Source organism: Streptomyces sp. NPDC047072, from assembly GCF_040643855.1.
Lineage (GTDB): Bacteria > Actinomycetota > Actinomycetes > Streptomycetales > Streptomycetaceae > Streptomyces.
Genome location: NZ_JBEYVC010000193.1, coordinates 1 through 19,892, shown reverse-complemented (window position 1 = coordinate 19,892; position 19,892 = coordinate 1). Strand labels below are relative to the sequence as shown.

Annotated in this window: 17 protein-coding genes and 1 pseudogene; 4 read left to right on the top strand and 14 right to left on the bottom strand. The window is 70.2% G+C overall.

What is annotated here, in order from left to right; translation table 11 throughout:
* Positions 1-114 precede the first annotated feature (114 nt).
* The 9 genes from aroB to ABZ896_RS44960 all read right to left on the bottom strand — a co-directional run bounded on the left by aroB (position 115) and on the right by ABZ896_RS44960 (position 9,705).
* Positions 115-1,206 (bottom strand): 3-dehydroquinate synthase, encoded by a 1,092-nt coding sequence (gene aroB / locus ABZ896_RS45000; protein ID WP_360942494.1) that lies wholly within the window; start codon positions 1,204-1,206, stop codon positions 115-117.
* Positions 1,203-1,715 carry a shikimate kinase gene (locus tag ABZ896_RS44995; protein ID WP_360942491.1) on the bottom strand — a complete coding sequence of 171 codons (513 nt, stop codon included), beginning with the start codon at positions 1,713-1,715 and terminating at the stop codon, positions 1,203-1,205. Before ABZ896_RS44995 ends, aroB begins: the two co-directional genes overlap by 4 nt.
* Positions 1,712-2,896, bottom strand: a complete 1,185-nt coding sequence (gene aroC / locus ABZ896_RS44990) for a chorismate synthase (protein WP_360942488.1) — start codon at positions 2,894-2,896, stop codon at positions 1,712-1,714. Before aroC ends, ABZ896_RS44995 begins: the two co-directional genes overlap by 4 nt.
* Before the next feature lie 178 nt (positions 2,897-3,074).
* Positions 3,075-3,917, bottom strand: a complete 843-nt coding sequence (locus ABZ896_RS44985; RefSeq protein ID WP_360942485.1) for a shikimate dehydrogenase — start codon at positions 3,915-3,917, stop codon at positions 3,075-3,077.
* The gene (mltG, locus tag ABZ896_RS44980) at positions 3,898-5,616 is read right to left on the bottom strand and encodes an endolytic transglycosylase MltG (RefSeq protein ID WP_360942482.1); all 1,719 of its coding nucleotides are present in this window, start codon (positions 5,614-5,616) and stop codon (positions 3,898-3,900) included. Before mltG ends, ABZ896_RS44985 begins: the two co-directional genes overlap by 20 nt.
* A gap of 121 nt (positions 5,617-5,737) precedes the next feature.
* Positions 5,738-6,202 carry a Holliday junction resolvase RuvX gene (gene ruvX, locus ABZ896_RS44975; RefSeq protein WP_360942497.1) on the bottom strand — a complete coding sequence of 155 codons (465 nt, stop codon included), beginning with the start codon at positions 6,200-6,202 and terminating at the stop codon, positions 5,738-5,740.
* A gap of 35 nt (positions 6,203-6,237) precedes the next feature.
* Entirely contained in the window at positions 6,238-8,910 is a 2,673-nt protein-coding gene (gene alaS, locus ABZ896_RS44970; RefSeq protein ID WP_360942479.1) for an alanine--tRNA ligase, read from the bottom strand.
* Positions 8,910-9,251, bottom strand: a complete 342-nt coding sequence (locus ABZ896_RS44965) for a hypothetical protein (protein ID WP_360942476.1) — start codon at positions 9,249-9,251, stop codon at positions 8,910-8,912. The genes alaS and ABZ896_RS44965 overlap by 1 nt, the downstream gene beginning before the upstream one ends.
* A 10-nt stretch (positions 9,252-9,261) precedes the next feature.
* Positions 9,262-9,705, bottom strand: coding sequence for a DUF948 domain-containing protein (locus tag ABZ896_RS44960; RefSeq protein WP_360942473.1), 444 nt, complete (start codon positions 9,703-9,705; stop codon positions 9,262-9,264).
* A gap of 148 nt (positions 9,706-9,853) precedes the next feature.
* On the opposite strand from ABZ896_RS44960, the gene ABZ896_RS44955 reads away from it, so the two are divergent.
* Positions 9,854-12,016: an AAA family ATPase gene (locus ABZ896_RS44955; protein WP_360942470.1), complete on the top strand. Its 2,163-nt coding sequence runs from the start codon at positions 9,854-9,856 to the stop codon at positions 12,014-12,016.
* Positions 12,017-12,039: 23 nt separating this feature from the next.
* On the opposite strand, the gene rpsD is transcribed toward ABZ896_RS44955, so the two are convergent.
* The 3 genes from rpsD to ABZ896_RS44940 form a co-directional block, all read right to left on the bottom strand.
* The gene (gene rpsD, locus ABZ896_RS44950; RefSeq protein WP_360942467.1) at positions 12,040-12,654 is read right to left on the bottom strand and encodes a 30S ribosomal protein S4; all 615 of its coding nucleotides are present in this window, start codon (positions 12,652-12,654) and stop codon (positions 12,040-12,042) included.
* Between the two features lie 297 nt (positions 12,655-12,951).
* Positions 12,952-14,307 (bottom strand): replication-associated recombination protein A, encoded by a 1,356-nt coding sequence (locus tag ABZ896_RS44945; protein WP_360942464.1) that lies wholly within the window; start codon positions 14,305-14,307, stop codon positions 12,952-12,954.
* Between the two features lie 35 nt (positions 14,308-14,342).
* Positions 14,343-14,999 (bottom strand): vitamin K epoxide reductase family protein, encoded by a 657-nt coding sequence (locus ABZ896_RS44940; RefSeq protein WP_360942461.1) that lies wholly within the window; start codon positions 14,997-14,999, stop codon positions 14,343-14,345.
* Positions 15,000-15,131: 132 nt separating this feature from the next.
* Between ABZ896_RS44940 and ABZ896_RS44935 the strand changes: the two are divergent.
* Positions 15,132-15,294, top strand: a pseudogene (locus ABZ896_RS44935) (ABC transporter ATP-binding protein); the annotation flags it as partial.
* 43 nt (positions 15,295-15,337) lie between these two features.
* Here ABZ896_RS44935 and hisS read toward each other — a convergent pair.
* Entirely contained in the window at positions 15,338-16,600 is a 1,263-nt protein-coding gene (gene hisS, locus ABZ896_RS44930; protein ID WP_360942458.1) for a histidine--tRNA ligase, read from the bottom strand.
* Positions 16,601-16,611: 11 nt separating this feature from the next.
* Positions 16,612-17,328, bottom strand: coding sequence for an MBL fold metallo-hydrolase (locus tag ABZ896_RS44925; protein WP_360942455.1), 717 nt, complete (start codon positions 17,326-17,328; stop codon positions 16,612-16,614).
* Between the two features lie 180 nt (positions 17,329-17,508).
* Between ABZ896_RS44925 and ABZ896_RS44920 the strand changes: the two genes are divergently transcribed.
* Positions 17,509-18,327 (top strand): peptidylprolyl isomerase, encoded by an 819-nt coding sequence (locus ABZ896_RS44920; protein ID WP_360942452.1) that lies wholly within the window; start codon positions 17,509-17,511, stop codon positions 18,325-18,327.
* Positions 18,328-18,485: 158 nt separating this feature from the next.
* Positions 18,486-19,715 carry a DUF349 domain-containing protein gene (locus ABZ896_RS44915; protein WP_360942449.1) on the top strand — a complete coding sequence of 410 codons (1,230 nt, stop codon included), beginning with the start codon at positions 18,486-18,488 and terminating at the stop codon, positions 19,713-19,715.
* The last annotated feature ends 177 nt before the right edge of the window (positions 19,716-19,892 follow it).

Genomic DNA, 19,892 nt, shown 5'->3' with positions numbered 1-19,892 from the left:
GGCCCTCCTGGCCCGGCCCCACACTTTGATCACCAAAGGGGGCGGTCCGAAGTGCCCATGTCCTACGGCGAATCAGGCGGAACGCCCGTCGCGGGACGTACCGCTGCGCCGGTCCTACTGGCCGACTTCGCCGTAGGCCGCGAGCAGCACCGCCGGGTCGGGTCCCTCAAGAACCGTCGGCTTGCCCAGCCCGTCCAGGACGATGAAGCGGAGCAGGTCGCCGCGGGACTTCTTGTCGACCTTCATGTTCTCCAGCAACTTGGGCCACTGGTCGTAGCGGTAGTGCAGCGGCAGTCCGACGGACTCCAGGACGGTGCGGTGCCGGTCGGCCGTCGCGTCGTCCAACCGCCCTGCCACGCGCCCGAGTTCGGCGGCGAAGTGCATACCCACGGCGACGGCGGCGCCGTGCCGCCACTTGTACCGCTCGTTCTTCTCGATGGCATGGCCCAGCGTGTGGCCGTAGTTGAGGATCTCCCTGAGGCCCGCCTCCTTGAGGTCGGAGGAGACCACCTCGGCCTTGACCCGGATGGAGCGCTCGATCAGCTCGGCGGTGTGCGGCCCGGCCGGAGTGCGCGCGGCCTGCGGGTCGGACTCGATCAGCTCCAGGATCACGGGGTCGGCGATGAACCCGGCCTTGATGATCTCGGCGAGCCCGGAGACGTAGTCGTTGACGGGCAGCGAGTCCAGCGCGGCCAGGTCGCACAGCACACCGGCGGGCGGGTGGAAGGCGCCGACGAGGTTCTTGCCCTCGGCGGTGTTGATACCGGTCTTGCCGCCGACGGCCGCGTCCACCATGGCGAGGACCGTGGTGGGGACGGCGATCCAGCGCACCCCGCGCAGCCAGCTCGCGGCGACGAACCCGGCGAGGTCGGTGGTGGAGCCGCCGCCGACGCCGACGATGACGTCGGTGCGGGTGAAGCCGGACTGGCCGAGCGCCTTCCAGCAGTAGGCGGCGACCTCGGCGGTCTTGGCCTCCTCCGCGTTGGGCACCTGGATGGCGACCGCCTCGTAGCCCTGCTCGGCGAGGTCGGCGCGGAGCGCGTCACCGGTCTCGGCGAGTGCCTCCGGGTGGATCACGGCGACCCGCTTGGCCCGGTCGCCGACCAACGCGCCTAGTTCGCCCAGCAGTTGACGACCCACCAGGACCTCGTACGGCGCGCTGCCCGCACTGCCGCCGACCTGGATCCGCGTCACCGACTCGCTCATGCTTCCTTCAACTCCAGTGCGTCCAGGGCTACTTGGGTGACCTCTTCAGGGGTACGGCCGTCCGTTGCGACCACCGCCGTCGCGATCCCCTCGTACAGGTGCCGCCGCGCGTCCATCAGCTCGCGCCACTGCTTGCGCGGGTTGACGGCGAGCAGCGGGCGGGCGGTGTTCAGGCCGGTGCGCTTGACGGCCTCCTCGACGCCCATCGAGAGGTAGACGACCTTCAGCCCGTCCAGCAGGGCGCGGGTGTCCTCGTCCAGGATCGCCCCTCCGCCGAGTGCGAGGACGCCCTCGTGCTCGGCCAGCGCGCGGGCCACCGCTGCCTTCTCGACGGCCCTGAAGACGCTCTCGCCCTCGTCGACGAAGATCTCCGCGATGCTCCGGCCCTGCTCACCCACGATGTCGTCGTCGGTGTCCCGGTATCCCACGCCGAGCCGCTCGGCCAGCAACTGCCCGACGGTGGACTTGCCCACGCCCATCGGGCCGACCAGGACCACCACAGGGCTCATCGGATGCCCAGGTGGTCGAGGTAGGACTGGACGTTGCGACGGGTCTCCTTCACGGAGTCGCCGCCGAACTTCTCCGCGACCGCGTCCGCGAGGACGAGCGCCACCATCGCCTCGGCGACGATGCCGGCCGCCGGCACCGCGGAGACGTCGGAGCGCTGGTGGTGGGCCTGGGTGGCCTCGCCGGTGGTCACGTCGACGGTCTTCAGGGCACGCGGCACGGTCGCGATCGGCTTCATCGCGGCCCGCACCCGCAGCAGCTCACCGGTGGTGAGGCCGCCCTCCGTGCCGCCGGAGCGGCCGGAGACGCGCCGGATGCCCTCCGGGGTGTTGACGATCTCGTCGTGCGCCTGGGAGCCCGGCACGCGCGCGAGGTCGAAGCCGTCACCGACCTCGACGCCCTTGATGGCCTGGATGCCCATGAGGGCACCGGCGAGCCGGGCATCCAGCTTGCGGTCCCAGTGCACGTGCGAGCCCAGGCCGACGGGGACGCCGTAGGCCAGGATCTCGACCACGCCGCCGAGGGTGTCGCCGTCCTTGTGGGCCTGGTCGACCTCGGCGACCATCGCCTTCGAGGTGTCCGCGTCCAGGCAGCGCAGCGGGTCGGCGTCCAGCTTCTCGACGTCGGCCGGGGTGGGGTACACACCGCCCGGGGCCTTCACCGAGCACAGCTCGACGACATGGCTGACGATCTCGATGCCGGCCGTCTCCTTGATGTACGACCGGGCGACCGCGCCCAGCGCCACCCGGGCCGCCGTCTCCCGCGCGGAGGCACGCTCCAGGATCGGCCGGGCCTCGTCGAAGCCGTACTTCTGCATGCCCGCGAGGTCGGCGTGGCCGGGGCGCGGGCGGGTCAGCGGGGAGTTGCGGGCGAGCCCGGCGAGGATCTCCTCGTCGACCGGGTCGGCCGCCATGACCTGCTCCCACTTGGGCCACTCGGTGTTGCCCACCATGATCGCGACCGGGGAGCCGAGGGTGAGTCCGTGCCGGACGCCGCCGAGGAAGGTGACCTCGTCGCGCTCGAACTTCATGCGCGCACCGCGGCCATAGCCGAGCCGACGCCTCGCCAGGTGGTCCGCCACCATCTCCGTGGTGATCGGCACGCCGGCCGGGAGGCCCTCCAGCGTCGCCACGAGTGCGGGGCCGTGGGACTCCCCCGCGGTCAGCCAGCGCAACCTGCTCAACGGTGCTCCTCAGTCTCGCGCCCTGGTACTGCGTCCTGCTGCGCGTACGCGCGTCCTCGCGTACGGCGACGGCGCCCCGGTGCGCGGCCCGGTCCGCCACCCCCGATCCTCCCACGTCCGGGCCGCGTGCCCGGTCCGTGGTCCATCAGGCGGACGGTGCGCAACCACGGAGGAACCCCTAGTGGCGGGCCGCCAGGGCGTGCTCCCCCGCCTTCCGCATGGCGTCCAGCGGTGCGGGCCGGCACCCGGTCATCTGCTCGACCTGGAGGACCGCCTGGTGCACCAGCAGGTCGAGGCCGCTGACGACGGCCCCGCCGGTCATCGACCAGCGGGCCGCGAGCTCGGTGGGCCAGGGGTCGTAGAGCACGTCGAAGAGGGCCGCGGGCCGCTCGGGTACGGCGTGGGCGAGTTCGTCGGTGGCCCCGGCGGGGGTGGTCGCGATGACGAGGGGGGCGTGCAGGGCCTCGGCGGCGTCCGCCCAGTCAACGGTCCGCACCTCGACGTCGAGGCGCTCGCCCCACCGGCGCATCTCGGCGGCCCGGGCCGCGCTGCGGACGTAGGCGACGACCTCCCCGGTGCAGATCCGGGAGAGCGCGGCGAGGGCGGAGGAGGCGGTGGCTCCGGCGCCGAGGATCGCCGCCGAGCCGACCTGGTCGATCCCGCGCTCCCGCAGGGCGGCGACCATGCCGGGAATGTCGGTGTTGTCGCCGACGCGGCGGCCGTCCTCGGTGAACAGGACCGTGTTGACCGCCTCCACCGAGGCGGCCGTCTCGCTGATCCCGTCGAGCAGCGGTATCACGGCCCGCTTCAGCGGCATCGTCACCGACAGCCCCGCCCACTCCGGCCCGAGCCCGGCGACGAACCCGGGCAGGGCGGCCTCGTCGAGCTCGAACCGGTCGTAGGACCAGTCCGTGAGGCCCAGCTCCTCGTAGGCGGCCAGATGCAGCACCGGGGAGAGGGAGTGGGCGATGGGCTTGCCGAGGACGGCAGCCCGGCGGGCGTCAGTTGCCCGTGGCCTCATTGAACTTGTCCTTGAGCCTCAGGAATTCGTCGTGGGTCTTGGCGAATTCGGTTTTGTTCACGCCGTCGGTCGCGACGAAGTAGAACCAGCCGTCGTCCGTCGGATTCAGGCTTGCCTTCAGTGCGACCAGACCGGGATTGTCGATCGGACCGGGCGGCAGGCCCTTGTGGTAATAGGTGTTGTACGGGTCCTTGTTGTTCTTGATCTCCGCCTCGGTGATCCTGATATTGCTCTGACCCATCGCGTAGTTGAAGGTCGAGTCGAACTGGAGCGCACCGTACGTCTGGGGGTTGGCGAGGTTGAGGCGGTTGTAGACGACCTCGGCCATCTTGCGGTAGTCGTCCTCGGTCTTGCCCTCGGCCTGGACGAGGCTCGCGACCGTGATGACCTGCAGCGGACCGTCCAGCTTGAGCGCCTTGGCCTTCGCCTCCAGGTCGTACTGGCCGTACTGCTCGGCGGCCTCGGAGACCATCGACTTGAGGACCGTTTCGGGCTTCATTCCCTTGGCGGCGGGATAGGTGCCGGGGAAGAGGAAGCCTTCCAGCGGATCCTTGATCTTGCTGTTGTCGTTCGCCCAGCTCGGCAGTCCGAGGCTCTTGAATTTCTCCTTGGCGACCTTCTTGGTGGTGCCGGAACTGAGGTCGAGTTTCTCGTCGATCCTCTTGTAGACCGCGACGTTCCGCAGACCCGGTGTCACCAGCACATTGTTCTGGCTCTTCGGGTCGAGCATCATCGCGACGGCACTCGCGGCGGACATCTCCTTCTTGAGGAGATAGGCGCCAGCCTGGATCGACTTGCCCTTGGAGTTCTGCTGCTGGGCGGTGACGAAGGCGTCGACGCTCTTGACGACGCCGGCCTCCTTCAGCCGCCGGCCGATCTCGTAGCCGCCGGCCCCCTTGGGGATCTCGACGTTGACCGTCTGGCTGGTGCCGTTCCCGGCATAGTCCGGGGCCGCGCCGAAACGATTTTGGTAGAACTGGTAACCGAAGTACCCGACTCCGCCGATGCCACCGCCGAAGACCAGCACGACCACCAGACAGGCGCATCCGCTACGGCGCTTCTTGGCCCCTTTGCCTTTGCCGCCCCGGCCCCGCCGCTCGCCGTCATCACCCTCGGGCTCGTCGGCGTCGTCCTCGCCGCCACCCGCAAAGAAGGCGTGTTCGCCCTGGTCAGGGCCGGGATCCCAGTCGCTCCTCGGCTCCGGCTCTGCGCGCCGCCGGCTCGGCGGCTCGGGCGGCGGGTAGGCGTCCGGGGTGCCGTAGTAGTCGGGCTGCTGACCGCCGTAGGACGCGGCCTGCTGGCCGTACGGGTCCGACGGGTCGACGGGGTACTGGGCCTGCGCTCCGTTGCCCCAGCCGTTGTTGTCGTACGGCTGCTGCTGATGCTGCGGCTGCCCCTGGTACGTCTGCTGGCCGTACTGCTGCTGATGCCGTTGACCGTATTGCTGCTGGTCATACTGCTGCTGGTCGTACTGGCCGTTGTACTGCTGATACTGCTGCTGCGCCTGACCATAGGCGGCCTGCTGGCCGTCGCCCCAGCCGCTGTTGTCGTACTGCGGCTGCTCCGGATAGTGCTGCGGCTGGCCGCCGTAGGGGGACTGGGCCGCATGGGCCTGCTGTCCTCCCCATCCGCCGTCCCCGTACAACGGGTCCTCGGGATGCCACGGTTCGGGGTCTTGACCCCGGCCATACTCAGTCATCGATCCCCTAGAGCCGCGAGGCGGCGGTCGGCCCTTTCACGACTCGGCTACCGATCCGCCTCATTCTGTGCGGCGACTGTTCGAATGCCGTCGCATCGCGCGGAACGTTACCGTATCGCGATCAGATGACCACTTCGACGCCCTCGCCGGGTGCTTTACCTGACACCCGTTCGGATTCCAGCGCCTGCTGGAGGATGATCACAGCGGCTGCCTGGTCGATGACCGATCTGCCCTTTTTGGATTTCACTCCGGAGGCGCGCAGTCCCTGGCCGGCCGTCACCGTGGTCATGCGTTCGTCGACGAGCCTCACCGGGATCGGCGCGATCATGCGGGCGAGGTGCTGGGCGAAGCCCCGGACCTTGACCGCGGCCGGACCCTCGCCCCCCTTGAGGGAGCGCGGGAGACCGACGACGACCTCGATCGGCTCGTACTCCTCGACCAGCTGCTTCAACCGGCGGTGAGCTGCGGGGACGTCCCGCCCGGGAACCGTCTCCACCGGGGTGGCGAGGATCCCGTCGGGGTCGCACGAGGCGACCCCGATCCGGGCGTCCCCGACGTCGATCGCAAGGCGACGGCCGCGGCGCATCACCGGGCCGTCGGCGCCCGACTGTCCGTCCTCGCTCACTTGGCGGTGTCCGCCACGAGCCGCTCGACCGCGTCGACGGCCTCGCCGATCGCGGCCGGGTTCTGGCCGCCGCCCTGGGCGACGTCCGGCTTGCCGCCACCGCCGCCGCCGAGGGTCTTGGCAGCGGTGCGAACCAGGTCGCCCGCCTTGAGACCGCGCTCGCGGGCGGCCTCGTTGGTGGCGATGACCGTCAGCGGCTTGCCGCCGGACACCGTGAACAGGGCCACGACCGCGGCCCGCCCGCCCTGGATCCGGCCGCGCACGTCGAGGACCAGCTTGCGCAGGTCGTCGGCGGTCGTGCCGTCCGGGACCTGGCCGGTGACCAGAGCGATGCCCCGTACGTCCTTCGCGGACTCGGCGAGACCGGCGGCGGCCTGCAGCACCTTCTCCGCGCGGAACTTCTCGATCTCCTTCTCGGCGTCCTTCAGCTTGCCGAGCATGGCGGAGACCTTCTCCGGGAGCTCCTCCGGACGTCCCTTGATCAGCTCCTGGAGCTGGGCGACGACGGTGTGCTCCCGGGCGAGGAAGTTGTACGCGTCCACACCGACGAGCGCCTCGATACGGCGGACACCGGAGCCGATCGACGACTCGCCGAGCAACTTGACCAGGCCGAGCTGCGAGGTGTTGTGCACATGGGTGCCGCCGCACAGCTCCTTGGAGAAGTCGCCGATGGTCACCACACGGACCCGCTCGCCGTACTTCTCGCCGAACTCGGCGATGGCGCCCTGCTTCTTGGCCTCGTCGATGCCCATGACGTCGGCGCGGACGTCGAGGTCGCGGGCGAGCACCTCGTTGATCTTCTGCTCGACGTCGGTCATCACGGCCGTGGGAACGGCGGACGGGGACCCGAAGTCGAAGCGGAAGCGGCCCGGCTGGTTCTCGGAACCGGCCTGGGCGGCCGTCGGGCCGAGCGCGTCCCGCAGCGCCTGGTGGGTGAGGTGGGTCGCCGAGTGGGCGCGGGCGATGGCGGTGCGGCGACGGCTGTCGATGGAGGCGTGGGCCTTGGCTCCCACGGTGACCTCGCCGAACTGCACGACGCCCTTGTGGACGTAGACGCCCGGAACCGGCTTCTGGCAGTCGCGGATCTCGATGACGGCACCGGAGTCGACCTTGATCCGCCCGGTGTCGCCGATCTGGCCGCCGCCCTCGGCGTAGAACGGGGTGCGGTCGAGGACGATCTCGACCTCGTCGCCCTCGGTGGCGGCCGGGGAGGAGGTGCCGTCGACGAGGATGCCGACGACGGTGGACTCGCCCTCGGTGTCGCTGTAGCCGATGAAGTCGGTCTCCCCGACCTTGTCCGCGATCTCGCGGTAGGCACCGGCGCCGGCATGGCCGGTCTTCTTGGCCTGCGCGTCGGCCTTGGCGCGGTCCCGCTGCTCCTTCATCAGGCGGCGGAAGCCGTCCTCGTCCACGGAGAGACCCTGCTCGGCGGCCATTTCGAGGGTGAGGTCGATCGGGAAGCCCCAGGTGTCGTGGAGCAGGAACGCCTTGTCGCCGGCGAGGACCGTGCCCCCGGCGGCCTTGGTCTCGGTGACGGCGGTGTCGAGGATGTTCGTGCCGCCCTTGAGGGCCTTGAGGAAGGCGTTCTCCTCGGCGACGGCGACCTTCTCGATCCGCTCGCGGTCGGTGACCAGCTCGGGGTACTGCTGGCCCATCATCGCGATCACGGTGTCGATCAGGTCGAGCACGACCGGACCGGTGGCACCGAGCAGCCGCATGTTGCGGATGGCGCGACGCATGATGCGGCGCAGGACGTAGCCACGGCCCTCGTTGCCGGGGGTGACGCCGTCGCCGATGAGCATGACGGACGTGCGCATGTGGTCGGTGACCACGCGCAGCGAGACGTCCGAGGCGTGCGCGTCGCCATAGGAGACACCAGTCAGCTCGGTGGCCTTCTTGATGACGGCCATCGAGGTGTCGATCTCGTACATGTTCTGCACGCCCTGCAGGATCATCGCGAGGCGCTCGAGACCGAGGCCCGTGTCGATGTTCTTGCTGGGCAGCTCGCCGAGGATCTCGAAGTTGTCCTTGCCGATGCCCTCGCCGCGCTCGTACTGCATGAAGACGAGGTTCCAGATCTCCACGTACCGCTCGTCGTTGACGGCCGGGCCGCCCTCGACGCCGAACTCGGGGCCGCGGTCGTAGTTGATCTCGGAACAGGGGCCGCAGGGTCCGGGGACACCCATGGACCAGTAGTTGTCCTTCATGCCGAGGCGCTGGATGCGCTCCTTCGGCACGCCGACGACGTCGTGCCAGATGCGCTCGGCCTCGTCGTCGTCCTTGTAGACGGTGATCCACAGCCGGTCCGCCTCAAGACCGTAACCACCCTTGTCCTGGGGGCTGGTGAGCAGCTCCCAGGCGTACTTGATGGCGCCTTCCTTGAAGTAGTCGCCGAAGGAGAAGTTGCCGCACATCTGGAAGAAGGTGCCGTGCCGGGTGGTCTTGCCGACCTCTTCGATGTCCGGCGTGCGCACGCACTTCTGCACGCTGGTCGCGCGCGCGTACGGCGGCTTTACCTCACCGAGGAAGTAGGGCTTGAAGGGCACCATGCCGGCCGGGACCAGGAGCAGAGTCGGGTCGTCCGCGATGAGCGACGCCGAAGGGACGACGGTGTGCCCGCGCTCCTCGAAGAAGCTCAGCCAGCGGCGGCGAATCTCGGCCGACTCCATCAGTGGTCCTCATTCCGGTTGTACGACTGCGTCTTGTACGGCTTCGTGGTGTACGTCGTGTTCTCGATGGCGGCGATCCGCCGGGGCGCGGGGAGTTCGGGACGCTCACGGATGCCGAGGGCGTCGCTCAGCTCGTCCTCCCGCTGGGCCATGTTGTCCCGGACGTCGAGCGCGAAGCCGACGGCACGGTCCTTGAGGCGGGCACCCGACTCGATCGCCTTGTTGGCCGCCGCGACGGCGAGGTTCTCGGGGGTCAGCTGCTTCAGCTTGCGGTTGACCTTGGTGGTGGCCCAGACACCGGCGGCCACGCCCGTGCTGAACCAGAAAGTTCGGCGGAACATCTTGTGAGCCTCAGTCCCTCTTCCCGCGGCCCCGGGAGACCGCCCGGCCCACGATCACCGTACGCCGGGAGCCCTTCACGGGCACCTCGTCCTTGCGGCCGCCGGCATCCCCGCGGCCACCGAGCGCCCGGCGCACGCCGTAGCCGAAGGCCGCGACCTTGACCAGGGGGCCGCCGAAGGTGGAGGCGACGGTGGTGGAGAGCGCGGAGGCGTTCGACGTGACCTCCTGGACGTCGGAGGCGATCGCGTCGACCCGTTCGATCTGGGTCTGCGCGGAGCGCACCGCCGTGGAGGCCTCGGCCAGCAGCGGGACGGCCTGGTCGGTCACGTCCGCCACCAGCTTGGTGGTCGCCCTGAGCGTCTGGGCCAGCCTCGCCAGCGCGACGGCGAGGAAGGAGACCAGGATCGCCCAGAAGACGGCCACCAGGATCCCGGCAACCTCGCCACCGGACACCTGACACCCGCTCTCGTCAACACCTGTGAATACCGGCCCCGAGCCTATCGCGCCCGGGACGGCGCTCCGCACCGCATTACCACCTCGCGCTCCGGGCCGCCAGAGGCGATTGTACGGAGTGAACACGCTTCAGTACGCTCCGTGTTCCATGTGCGGTCATCAGCCGGGCGGCTCCTCGGTGAACGGCAATCTGCCCCTGGAACTCGACGGGTTCGTGGGCCGATCCGTGGAACTCTCCGCCCTCGCGCGGGCGCTGGACGCCTCCCGGCTGGTGACGGTGACGGGGCCCGGCGGGATCGGAAAGTCCCGGCTGGCAGCGCGGGCGGCCGCGGGTCGCCGCACGCCGCCGGACGGGGTGTGGCGGGTCGAGCTGGCCGCCGTACAGGATCCGGAGTTCCTCGACTACGCGGTCGTGGAGACGCTGGGGTTGACGGACCACACCACGCGCGCGCCGCGCGAGGCGCTGCTGGCGCATCTGGCCGGGCGGCAACTGCTGCTGGTGCTTGACGGGTTCGAGCATCTGGTGGACGCGTGCGCCGAGTTGGTCGGCGAGTTGCTGCGGCACGCGCCCGGGCCGGCCGTCCTCGCGGTGGGCCGCAGGCCGCTGGACGTGGCGGGCGAGCGGGTGTTCGCGCTGGGGCCGCTGGCCGACGACGAGGCGGTGGAGCTGTTCGCCGAGCGGGCCGCGCGGCAAAAGACGGCGTACGGGGACGATCCGCACGTACGGGAGCTGTGCCGAAGGCTGGACGGCATCCCGCTGGCGATCGAGCTGGCGGCGGGCCGGCTGCGGGCCCTGTCCCCCGAGCAGCTGGTGGAGCGGCTCGACGACCGGTTCCGGCTGCTGACGGGCGGCGGCCGGGACGCGCTCCCCCGCCATCGCACGCTGCGCACGGCGATCGGCTGGAGCCATGAACTGTGCACGCCCGAGGAGCGGTTGCTGTGGTCGCGGCTGTCCGTGTTCGCCGGACCGTTCGACCTGGAGGCCGCCGAGTACGTGTGCAGCGGGAACGACCTGCTCTCCGAGGAGATCCTCGACGTCCTGACCGCGCTGCTCGACCAGTCCGTGGTCGTCCGCGAGGAGTCCGCCACGGGGGTGCGCTACCGGATGCTCGACACGGTCCGGGAGTACGGCGCCGAGTGGCTGGAGGCGACGGGCGACGCGGCCCGGCTGCGGCGCCGCCACCGCGACTGGTACGTGGGCCTGGCGACCTGGTGCGAGCTGGACTGGTTCTCGCCGCGGCAGCGGGAGGTGGCCGTGCGGATCGAGGCCGAGCTGCCGAACCTGCGCTGCGCCCTGGAGCACTGCCTGACCGAGCCGGACGGCGCCCAGCTGGCCCGGCACCTCGCGGGCTCCCTCTGGTTCTGCTGGGCGGGCTGCGGCCGGCTGTCGGAGGGGCGGCACTGGCTGGAGCGCAGCCTCGACCTGGATCCGGAGGGCGACCACGCCCGGCTGAAGGCCCTGTGGGTGCTCGGGTACGTGGCGATCCTCCAGGGCGACGCGGTGCCCGCGCTGGCGGCGCTCCAGGAGTGCCGGGAGACGGCCGAGCGGACCGGGGACGCGATCGCGGTGGCGTACGCCGAGCACCGCACCGGCTGTCTGGCGCTGGTCACCGACGACATGCCCCGCGCGGAGACGCTCCTGCGCTCGGCGCTGGAGCGCTACCGGGAGATCGGCGAGCTCAACAGCAACGTCCTGATGGGCCAGGTCGAGCTGGCGATGGCCCGGGCCTTCCTCGGCGACCTGCCGGACGCGGTACGGCTGTGCGAGGACGTACGCCGGGTGTGCGAGGACCACGGCGAGCGCTGGGCACGCTCCTACGCGCTGTACGTCCTGGCGTACGCGGCCCTCGGCGCGGACGACCCGGCACGCGCGCGTGCGCTGCTCACGGACTGTCTGACCTGCGCGCACGCCTTCCACGACCTGCTCGGCTCGGTCCTGTCGATCGAGCTGCTGGCCCTGGTCACGGCGACCGAGGGCGACGCGGCCGAGGCGGCGGTGCTGCAGGGCGCGGCGGGCGCGCTGTGGCCCTCGGTGGGCCTGCCGCTGTTCGGCTCGGCCTACTACAACGCCCCGCACGAGCTGTGCGAGACGACGGCCCGGGAGCGGCTGGGCGACGAGCGGTACGAGGAGTGCGTACGACAGGGCCGGGCTCTCGACCGGGAGGCGGCGGTGTCCCGGGCACTGGGTCTCGACCGGCCGCCGGCGGACCTGCCCGCGCCGCGGGGTCCCGTACGGCACGCCCAGCCGGCACTGGAAACGCAGGAGCCCGCCGCCTCGCCCACCCGGAAGGGCGGGGAGACGGCGGGCTGAGTGGTGCTACCGCCTGCTGGTGATCAGCGGGCGTAGTACTCGACGACGAGCTGCTCGTCGCAGATCACCGGGATCTCCTTGCGGTTCGGCTCACGGTCCAGGCGGAACGCCAGGGCCTTGAGGTTCACCTGGAGGTAGCGCGGAGTCTCGCCCTCGGGAGCGAAGCCGCCCTCACGGGAGATCGTGAAGAGGGTCTTCTCCTTGGAGCGCTCGCGCACCTGCACGACGTCGTCGGGACGGACGCGGAAGGACGGCTTGTCGACCTTCTGGCCGTTGACCTCGATGTGGCCGTGGACGACCATCTGGCGGGCCTGGTAGATCGTGCGGGCGATGCCCGAACGCAGGACCAGCGCGTCGAGACGGCGCTCGAGCTCGATGATCAGGGCCTCACCGGTCTTGCCCTGGACCTTGGAGGCACGCTCGTAGGCGCGGACGAGCTGACGCTCGGACACGTCGTACTGCGCACGCAGACGCTGCTTCTCGAGCAGACGGACCTTGTAGTCCGAGTTCTGCTTGCGGCCGCGGCCGTGCTCACCCGGCGGGTAGGGGCGGGCCTCGAAGTACTTGACGGCCTTCGGGGTCAGCGCGATGCCGAGGGCACGCGACTTCTTGACCTTGGGGCGGGACTGGTTCGCCACGATCTCTCATTTCTCGGTGTTCGGCTTGTCAGGGTTGAGGGAGGTCGCATCCGCAGCCGGGGAAACCCGCCGGGTCCTCGAAAGGGCCTGGTGGGCAGCCGCTCCCTGGTCTGGGCACATACGTGCAGCACGCGAGTGGCCCACCGACCGGTCTCATCCATGAAGGTGAGTGGTGGTGGGCTGCCCGCGACACCATTCGAACGGTGCGCGACGCTCCTGGAACCCACGAGGGGTTCCGGCTGGCCGTCCCGTTCTGACTGCACGGGACACAGCACTTCGAGGGATTCTACAGGCTGCTCAGGACCGCTTACGACCGAGGTGCTTCCTGGTCCACTCCACCGCGTCCGCGTACCGGGCCTCGGCACCGTGCCGGGTCGGTTCGTAGTACTCGCGGTCCCTGAGCTCCTCCGGGGCGTACTGCTGGGCGGCGATGCCCTCGGGCAGGTCGTGCGGGTAGACGTACCCCTGTGCGTGTCCGAGCTTGGCCGCGCCCTTGTAGTGCCCGTCCCTCAGGTGCATCGGCACGGGTCCCGCGTGCCCCTTGCGTACGTCCTCCAGGGCGGCGCCGATCGCCGTGGTCGCGGCGTTGGACTTCGGGGCCAGGGCGAGGGCGATGGTGGCGTGGCTCAGCGTCAGCGCGGCCTCGGGGAAGCCGATCATGGCGACGGCCTGGGCGGCTGCCACGGCTATGGGCAGGGCGTTCGGGTCGGCCAGGCCGATGTCCTCGCTGGCGGAGATCATCAGACGGCGGGCGATGAAGCGGGGGTCCTCGCCGGCCTCGATCATGCGGGCCAGGTAGTGCAGGGCCGCGTCGACGTCGGAGCCCCTGATGGACTTGATCAGGGCGCTGGCGACGTCGTAGTGCTGGTCGCCGTCGCGGTCGTACTTCACGGCCGCGCGGTCGACCGTCTCCTCAAGGGTGGTGAGGGAGATCTCCGTCTCGCCCTTGTCGAGGGCTGCTCCGGCGGCGGCCTCCAGGGCGGTGAGGGCGCGGCGGGCGTCGCCGCCGGCGATCCGCAGGAGGTGCTCCTCGGCGTCCTCGGGGAGGGTGACGGCGTCCTTCAGCCCGCGCTCGTCGCCCAGGGCCCGCCGCAGCAGGCCCCTGACATCGTCGTCCGACAGGGGTTCGAGGGTGAGCAGCAGAGAGCGGGAGAGCAGCGGGGAGATGATCGAGAAGTACGGGTTCTCGGTGGTCGCCGCGATCAGGGTCACCCAGCGGTTCTCGACCGCCGGAAGCAGGGAGTCCTGCTGGGCCTTGCTGAAGCGGTGGATCTCGTCGAGGAAGAGGACGGTCTCCTTGCCGAAGCCGCCGGTGGCACGGCGGGCGCCGTCGATGACCGCGCGGACCTCCTTGACGCCGGCGGTGATCGCGGAGAGCTCCACGAAGCGCTTGTTGGTCGCCTTGGAGACGACATACGCCAGGGTGGTCTTGCCGGTGCCCGGCGGACCCCAGAGGATCACCGACGAAGGCCCGGCGGGGCCGCCGCTGCCCTCGCCGACCAGGCGGCGCAGCGGCGAGCCCGGCTTGAGCAGGTGCTGCTGGCCCACCACCTCGTCGAGGGTGCGCGGGCGCATCCGGACCGCCAGGGGGCTGCCGGCCGGGTCCTTCTCCTGGCGCTCTTCCGCCGCGGCGGTGAACAGATCGGGCTCCACGATGAAAACCCTAGTTCACGGCACTGACAACGCCGTCAGGCCCAGAGCTTGTCGCCCCAGCGGGTCAGGATCATCATGACGATGATCCCGCAGTGCGTGACCGGCAGGACCCAGGTGAACTCGGCGAGGAAGCGCTTGAGCCAGCCCGGGGACGGCAGGAAGTCGTTGCGGACGTTGAACGAGGTGACGTACCAGAACATCGTGATCGTGGCGACCCAGGCCAGCGAGCACCACAGGCACAGCGCGTTGATCCGGTACAGCGACTGGAACTGCAGCCAGGTCACGAAGGCCACGCCGAAGAGCGTGCCGAAGTTGAAGGTGAGCCAGTACCAGCGCGGGAAGGTGGCGCGGGCCAGCAGGCTCATGCCGACGCAGATCACGATGCCGTAGGCGACCAGGCCCAGCATAGGGTTGGGGAACCCGAAGGCGGCGGCCTGCTTGCTCTCCATGACGCTGCCGCAGGAGACGATCGGGTTGAGGGAGCAGCTCGGCGTGAACGTCTTGCCGCTGACCTTGCCCTCGAGGATCTTGAACTTGTCGATCGTGATGACCCACGCGGCGAGCAGGCCGGCCGCGCCGGTGATCACCAGCATCAGGGCGTAGGCACGACTACCGCCCACCGTCCGGGGCGCGGCGCCGGAACCGGCGGGCTTGGGCTCGGTGGAGACGTCTTTGACTGTCGTCTTGCTCATCACGCCGATCCGTCTGCTTGAGAGTTGGACCTTCTTCGGGCAGGGGCCATTGTGCCGCACGAAGGGCACTGTCCACCGTTCGGTGGACATAAGGAAGGACGCCCGGTCGTTCCCGAGCGTCCGGTTCCGGCCGAGGTTCGGGGCATGACCGGGGCCCCTGGCGCGGGCAGGAGCACCACGGTGGAGATCCTCCAGGGCGACCGGGACCGCCACGCGCGCGTGGAGGTCCCGTGTCGGAATCGTCCGCCAGAACGAATCCGCGCCCACGGAGTTGACGGTCCGCGAGACCGTACGGCAGCCGTCACCGGTGCCATGCGGTACGACCTCCTGGACCGGCCTCAGCCCAGCCTCGACTCCAGTTCCGCCACGATCTCGTTCACGCCGATCGCCGACTGCTCGCCGGACTCCATGTCCTTGAGCTGGACGACACCCTCGGCGAGGTCGCGCTCGCCGGCGACGATCGTGTAGCGGGCCCCGCTGCGGTTGGCGTTCTTCATGGCGCCCTTGAGCCCCTTGCCGCCGTAGGAGAAGTCCGCGGCGATGCCCACCTTGCGCAGCTCGGTCACCTTGGTGAAGAGGACCCGGCGGGCCTCCTCCCCCAGCGGGACCGCGAACACGCTGGTCGTGGAGGGGAGTTCGAGCTCGACGCCCTCCGCCTCCAGGGCCAGGACCGTGCGGTCGACGCCGAGCGCCCAGCCGACGGACGGCAGCGCGGGGCCGCCGATCATCTCGGAGAGACCGTCATAGCGGCCGCCACCGCCCACCGCGGACTGGGAGCCCAGACCGTCGTGGACGAACTCGAAGGTCGTACGGGTGTAGTAGTCGAGGCCGCGCACCAGCTTCGGGTCGTCCTCGAAGGCGACGCCCGCCGCGGTGATCAGCTCACGGACCTCCTCGTGGTACGCCTTGCAGGCGTCGCAGAGGTAGTCCCGCAGCAGCGGGGCGCCCCCGATCTGCTTCTGGACCGACTCGCGCTTGTCGTCGAGGACGCGCAGCGGGTTGATCTCGGCCCGGCGCAGGGTGTCCTCGTCGAGGTCCAGGCCGCGCAGGAAGTCCTGTAGGGCGGCCCGGTAGACCGGCCGGCACTCCTTGTCGCCCAGGCTGTTGAGCAGGATCCGGAAGGTCCTCAGGCCCAGCGAGCGGTATGCCTGGTCGGCCAGGATGATCAGCTCGGCGTCGAGTGCCGGGTCCTCCGCGCCGATCGCCTCGGCGCCGACCTGGGAGAAGTGCCGGTAACGACCGGCCTGGGGCTGCTCGTAGCGGTAGTAGGAGCCGGAGTACCAGAGCTTGACGGGGAGGTTGCCCTGCCGGTGGAGGTTCGCCTCCAGCGCGGCGCGCAGCACGGACGCGGTGCCCTCGGGGCGCAGGGCGAGCTTGTCGCCGCCCTTGGTCTCGAAGGCGTACATCTCCTTGGTCACGATGTCGGTGGACTCGCCGACACCGCGGGCGAAGAGCTCGACGTTCTCGAAACCGGGGGTCTCGACATAGCCGTAACCGGCGTTGCGCAGCGGTCCGGAGATCGCCTCGCGGACCGCGAGGAACTTCGCGGAACGCGGCGGGATCAGGTCGTACGTGCCCTTGGGGGCCTGAAAGGTGCTCACGAAGTCTCTCGTCACATTCCTCGTCGGGGAGGGGTGCTCTGCGCACCCCGTCCCTGGCCGGCCGCCACGTCCCGCAGATACGGGTTGGTGGCGCGCTCCTGGCCGATGGTCGTCTGGGGGCCGTGGCCGGACAGCACCACGGTCGAGTCGTCGAGCGGCAGGCACACGCGGGCCAGCGAGTCGAGCATCTCGGCCATGTCACCGCCGGGCAGGTCGGTGCGTCCGATGGAGCCGGCGAAGAGCAGATCGCCCGAGAAGAACACGGACGGAATCTCCGCGGTCTCCGGCATCTGGAAGGTCACCGACCCCTTGGTATGGCCCGGCGCGTGCGCGACGGACAGTTCCAGACCCGCCAGCTCCAGCTTCGTGCCGTCGGTCAGCACCCGGACGTCGTCCGGCTCGCCCACGGTGATCTCGCCCATCAGCGGCATCCCGATCGACCGGCCGAGCCCCATCGACGGGTCCTTCATCATGTAGCGGTCCTCGGGGTGGATCCAGGCGGGCACGTCGTGCGCACCGCACACCGGGACGACCGAGGCCACATGATCGATGTGGCCGTGGGTGAGGACGACGGCGACGGGCTTGAGCCGATGCTTCCTCAGCGCCTCTTCGACTCCCTGGGCGGCCTGATGGCCCGGGTCGATGATCACGCACTCCTCACCGGCGGCGGGGGCGACGAGATAACAGTTCGTCCCCCAGGCCCCGGCGGGGAACCCGGCAATGAGCACGATCGTCCTCGTTTTGTGTCGGTACGGGTGGGCTTCTGCGCGGCTGCGCCAGTGGTCAGAGCCTACCGGCGCTGCCGATTCCTCAGCGAACCCATATACGGTACGGGGCACACGCAAGCGGTCGGCTCACAGGACGCAGGCGTACCGGTCGGCGTACGAGACGCATGAGGAGAGAACCCCGTGGTCACCCAGGAACAGCGGAAGCGGCAGCTCGCGCGGGAGAAGTTCTTGCGGCAGCAGCAGCGGCGCACGGCCGCGCGCCGCAAGGCCCGTGTACGCAACTCCGTGATCGCGTCGGTGCTCGGCGTGGTCGTCATCGGCAGTCTCGCCCTGTACACCACGGGCGTCCTCAAGGACGACGACAAGACCAACGCGAGCGCGGAGACCAGCCCGAGCGCGGCGGCGACCAGCAAGGCGCCGGACCCGTGCGAGAAGGCGGCGGCCGGCAAGGTCAAGACCGAGACCTGGAAGAAGGAGCCGACGATGTCCATCGACAAGTCGGCCAAGTACACCCTGGACCTCGCGACGACCTGCGGTGAGATCGACATCGCGCTGAAGGCGTCGGCGGCCCCGCACACCGTGAACTCCTTCGACTTCCTCGCGGGCAAGGGCTACTTCGACCACACGAAGTGCCACCGGCTCACCACCAGCGGCATCTACGTCCTGCAGTGCGGCGACCCCACGGGCTCCGGCAGCGGCGGACCGGGCTACACCATCCCGGACGAGAACCTCAAGGACAAGAGCCTCAAGAGCAACGTCTACCCGGCGGGCACGGTCGCGATGGCGAACACCGGCCAGGCGCACACCGGTGGCAGCCAGTTCTTCCTGGTCTACCAGGACAGCCAGCTGCCGCCCAGCTACACCCCGTTCGGCACCATTTCGGAGGCCGGCATGAAGGTGCTGAAGAAGATCGCGGCCGCGGGCGAGAGCACCGGCGCGGGCGACGGAGCACCGAACGCGACGGTCGTGATCAACAAGGCGACCGTCACGAAATCCTGACCCCTGGCGCCTGGGCCCTGACGGGCCCAGCAGCGAAATTTCGGTCGCGCGGGATGCGGACAGGCAACCCGCCGGTCGCCTATGTTGGCCGTGACGAAACTGTGGACGATGCCCGGGGGCACTGAGGCCCCTCGCAGGCATCATGTGGAGGAGGCGCTGTGAGCAGCGACCCGTGGGGCCGCGTCGACGAGACGGGGACCGTGTACGTGCGTACGGCCGACGGAGAGCAGGTCGTCGGTTCCTGGCAGGCCGGCTCCCCCGAGGAAGCGTTGGCCTATTTCGAGCGCAAGTACGAGGGCCTGGTTGTCGAGATCGGCCTCCTCGAGAAGCGAGTGAAGACCACCGACCTGTCGGCGAAGGACGCGCAGACCGCGATCGACCACATCCGCGAACAGGTCGACGCGCACCACGCGGTCGGTGACCTGGCGGCCCTCAAGGTGCGCCTCGACAACCTCGTGGAGACCGTCGACAAGCGCCGCGAGGAGCGCAAGCAGCAGCGCGCGAAGCAGTCCGACGAGGCCCGCCACGCCAAGGAGGCGCTGGTCGAGGAGGCCGAGGAACTGGCCCGCTCCGACCAGTGGCGGGCCGCCGGTGAGCGGCTGCGCGCCCTGGTGGACACCTGGAAGGGCCTGCCCCGTCTGGACCGCAAGTCCGACGACGAGCTGTGGCACCGCTTCTCGCACGCCCGCTCGGCGTTCTCCAAGCGCCGCAAGGCGCACTTCGCCTCGCTGGACGCGCAGCGCGAGGAGGCCCGCCGCACCAAGGAGCGCCTGGTCGGCGAGGCCGAGGCGCTGTCCGGGTCGACGGACTGGGGCCCGACGGCCGCGCGCTACCGCGAACTGATGGCCGAGTGGAAGGCCGCGGGCCGCGCCCAGCGCGAGCACGAGGACGACCTGTGGAACCGCTTCCGCGGCGCCCAGGACGTGTTCTTCGCCGCCCGCAGCTCGGTCTTCGCCGAGCGGGACGCGGAGCAGACGGAGAACCTCAAGCTCAAGGAGGAGCTGGCCGAGGAGGCCGAGAAGATCCTCCCGGTCACGGACCTCAAGACGGCCCGCGCCGCCTTCCGCTCGGTCAACGAGCGCTGGGAGGCCATCGGCCACGTCCCGCGCGACGCCCGGCCGAAGGTCGAGGGCCGGATGCACGCGGTGGAGCGGGCGATCCAGGAGGCCGAGGAGGCCGAGTGGCGCCGGACCAACCCGGAGGCCCGCGCGCGTGCCGCGGGTCTGACCGGTCAGCTCCAGGCCGCGGTCGACAAGCTCAAGGGCCAGATCGAGCAGGCGCGCGCCCAGGGCAACAACGCCCGCGCCGACAAGCTGGAGCGCGAGCTGGAGGGCCGCCAGGCACTCCTGGACCAGGCCCTGAAGGGCCTGCAGGAGTTCGGCGGCTGACCCCAGGCCGACCAGCCTCCGCTACGACGAGAAGGGCCCCGTACGCGATGTACACGCCCGGATCCTGACGGACGACGACCCGAGCCGTCTGGCGTCGCAGTGTTCCATGGTGACGTGCGAGTAGACGGCGCGGCGCAGCACCTCGGCCATCCGCGCGTCGCCCTTGATGACGGCTGC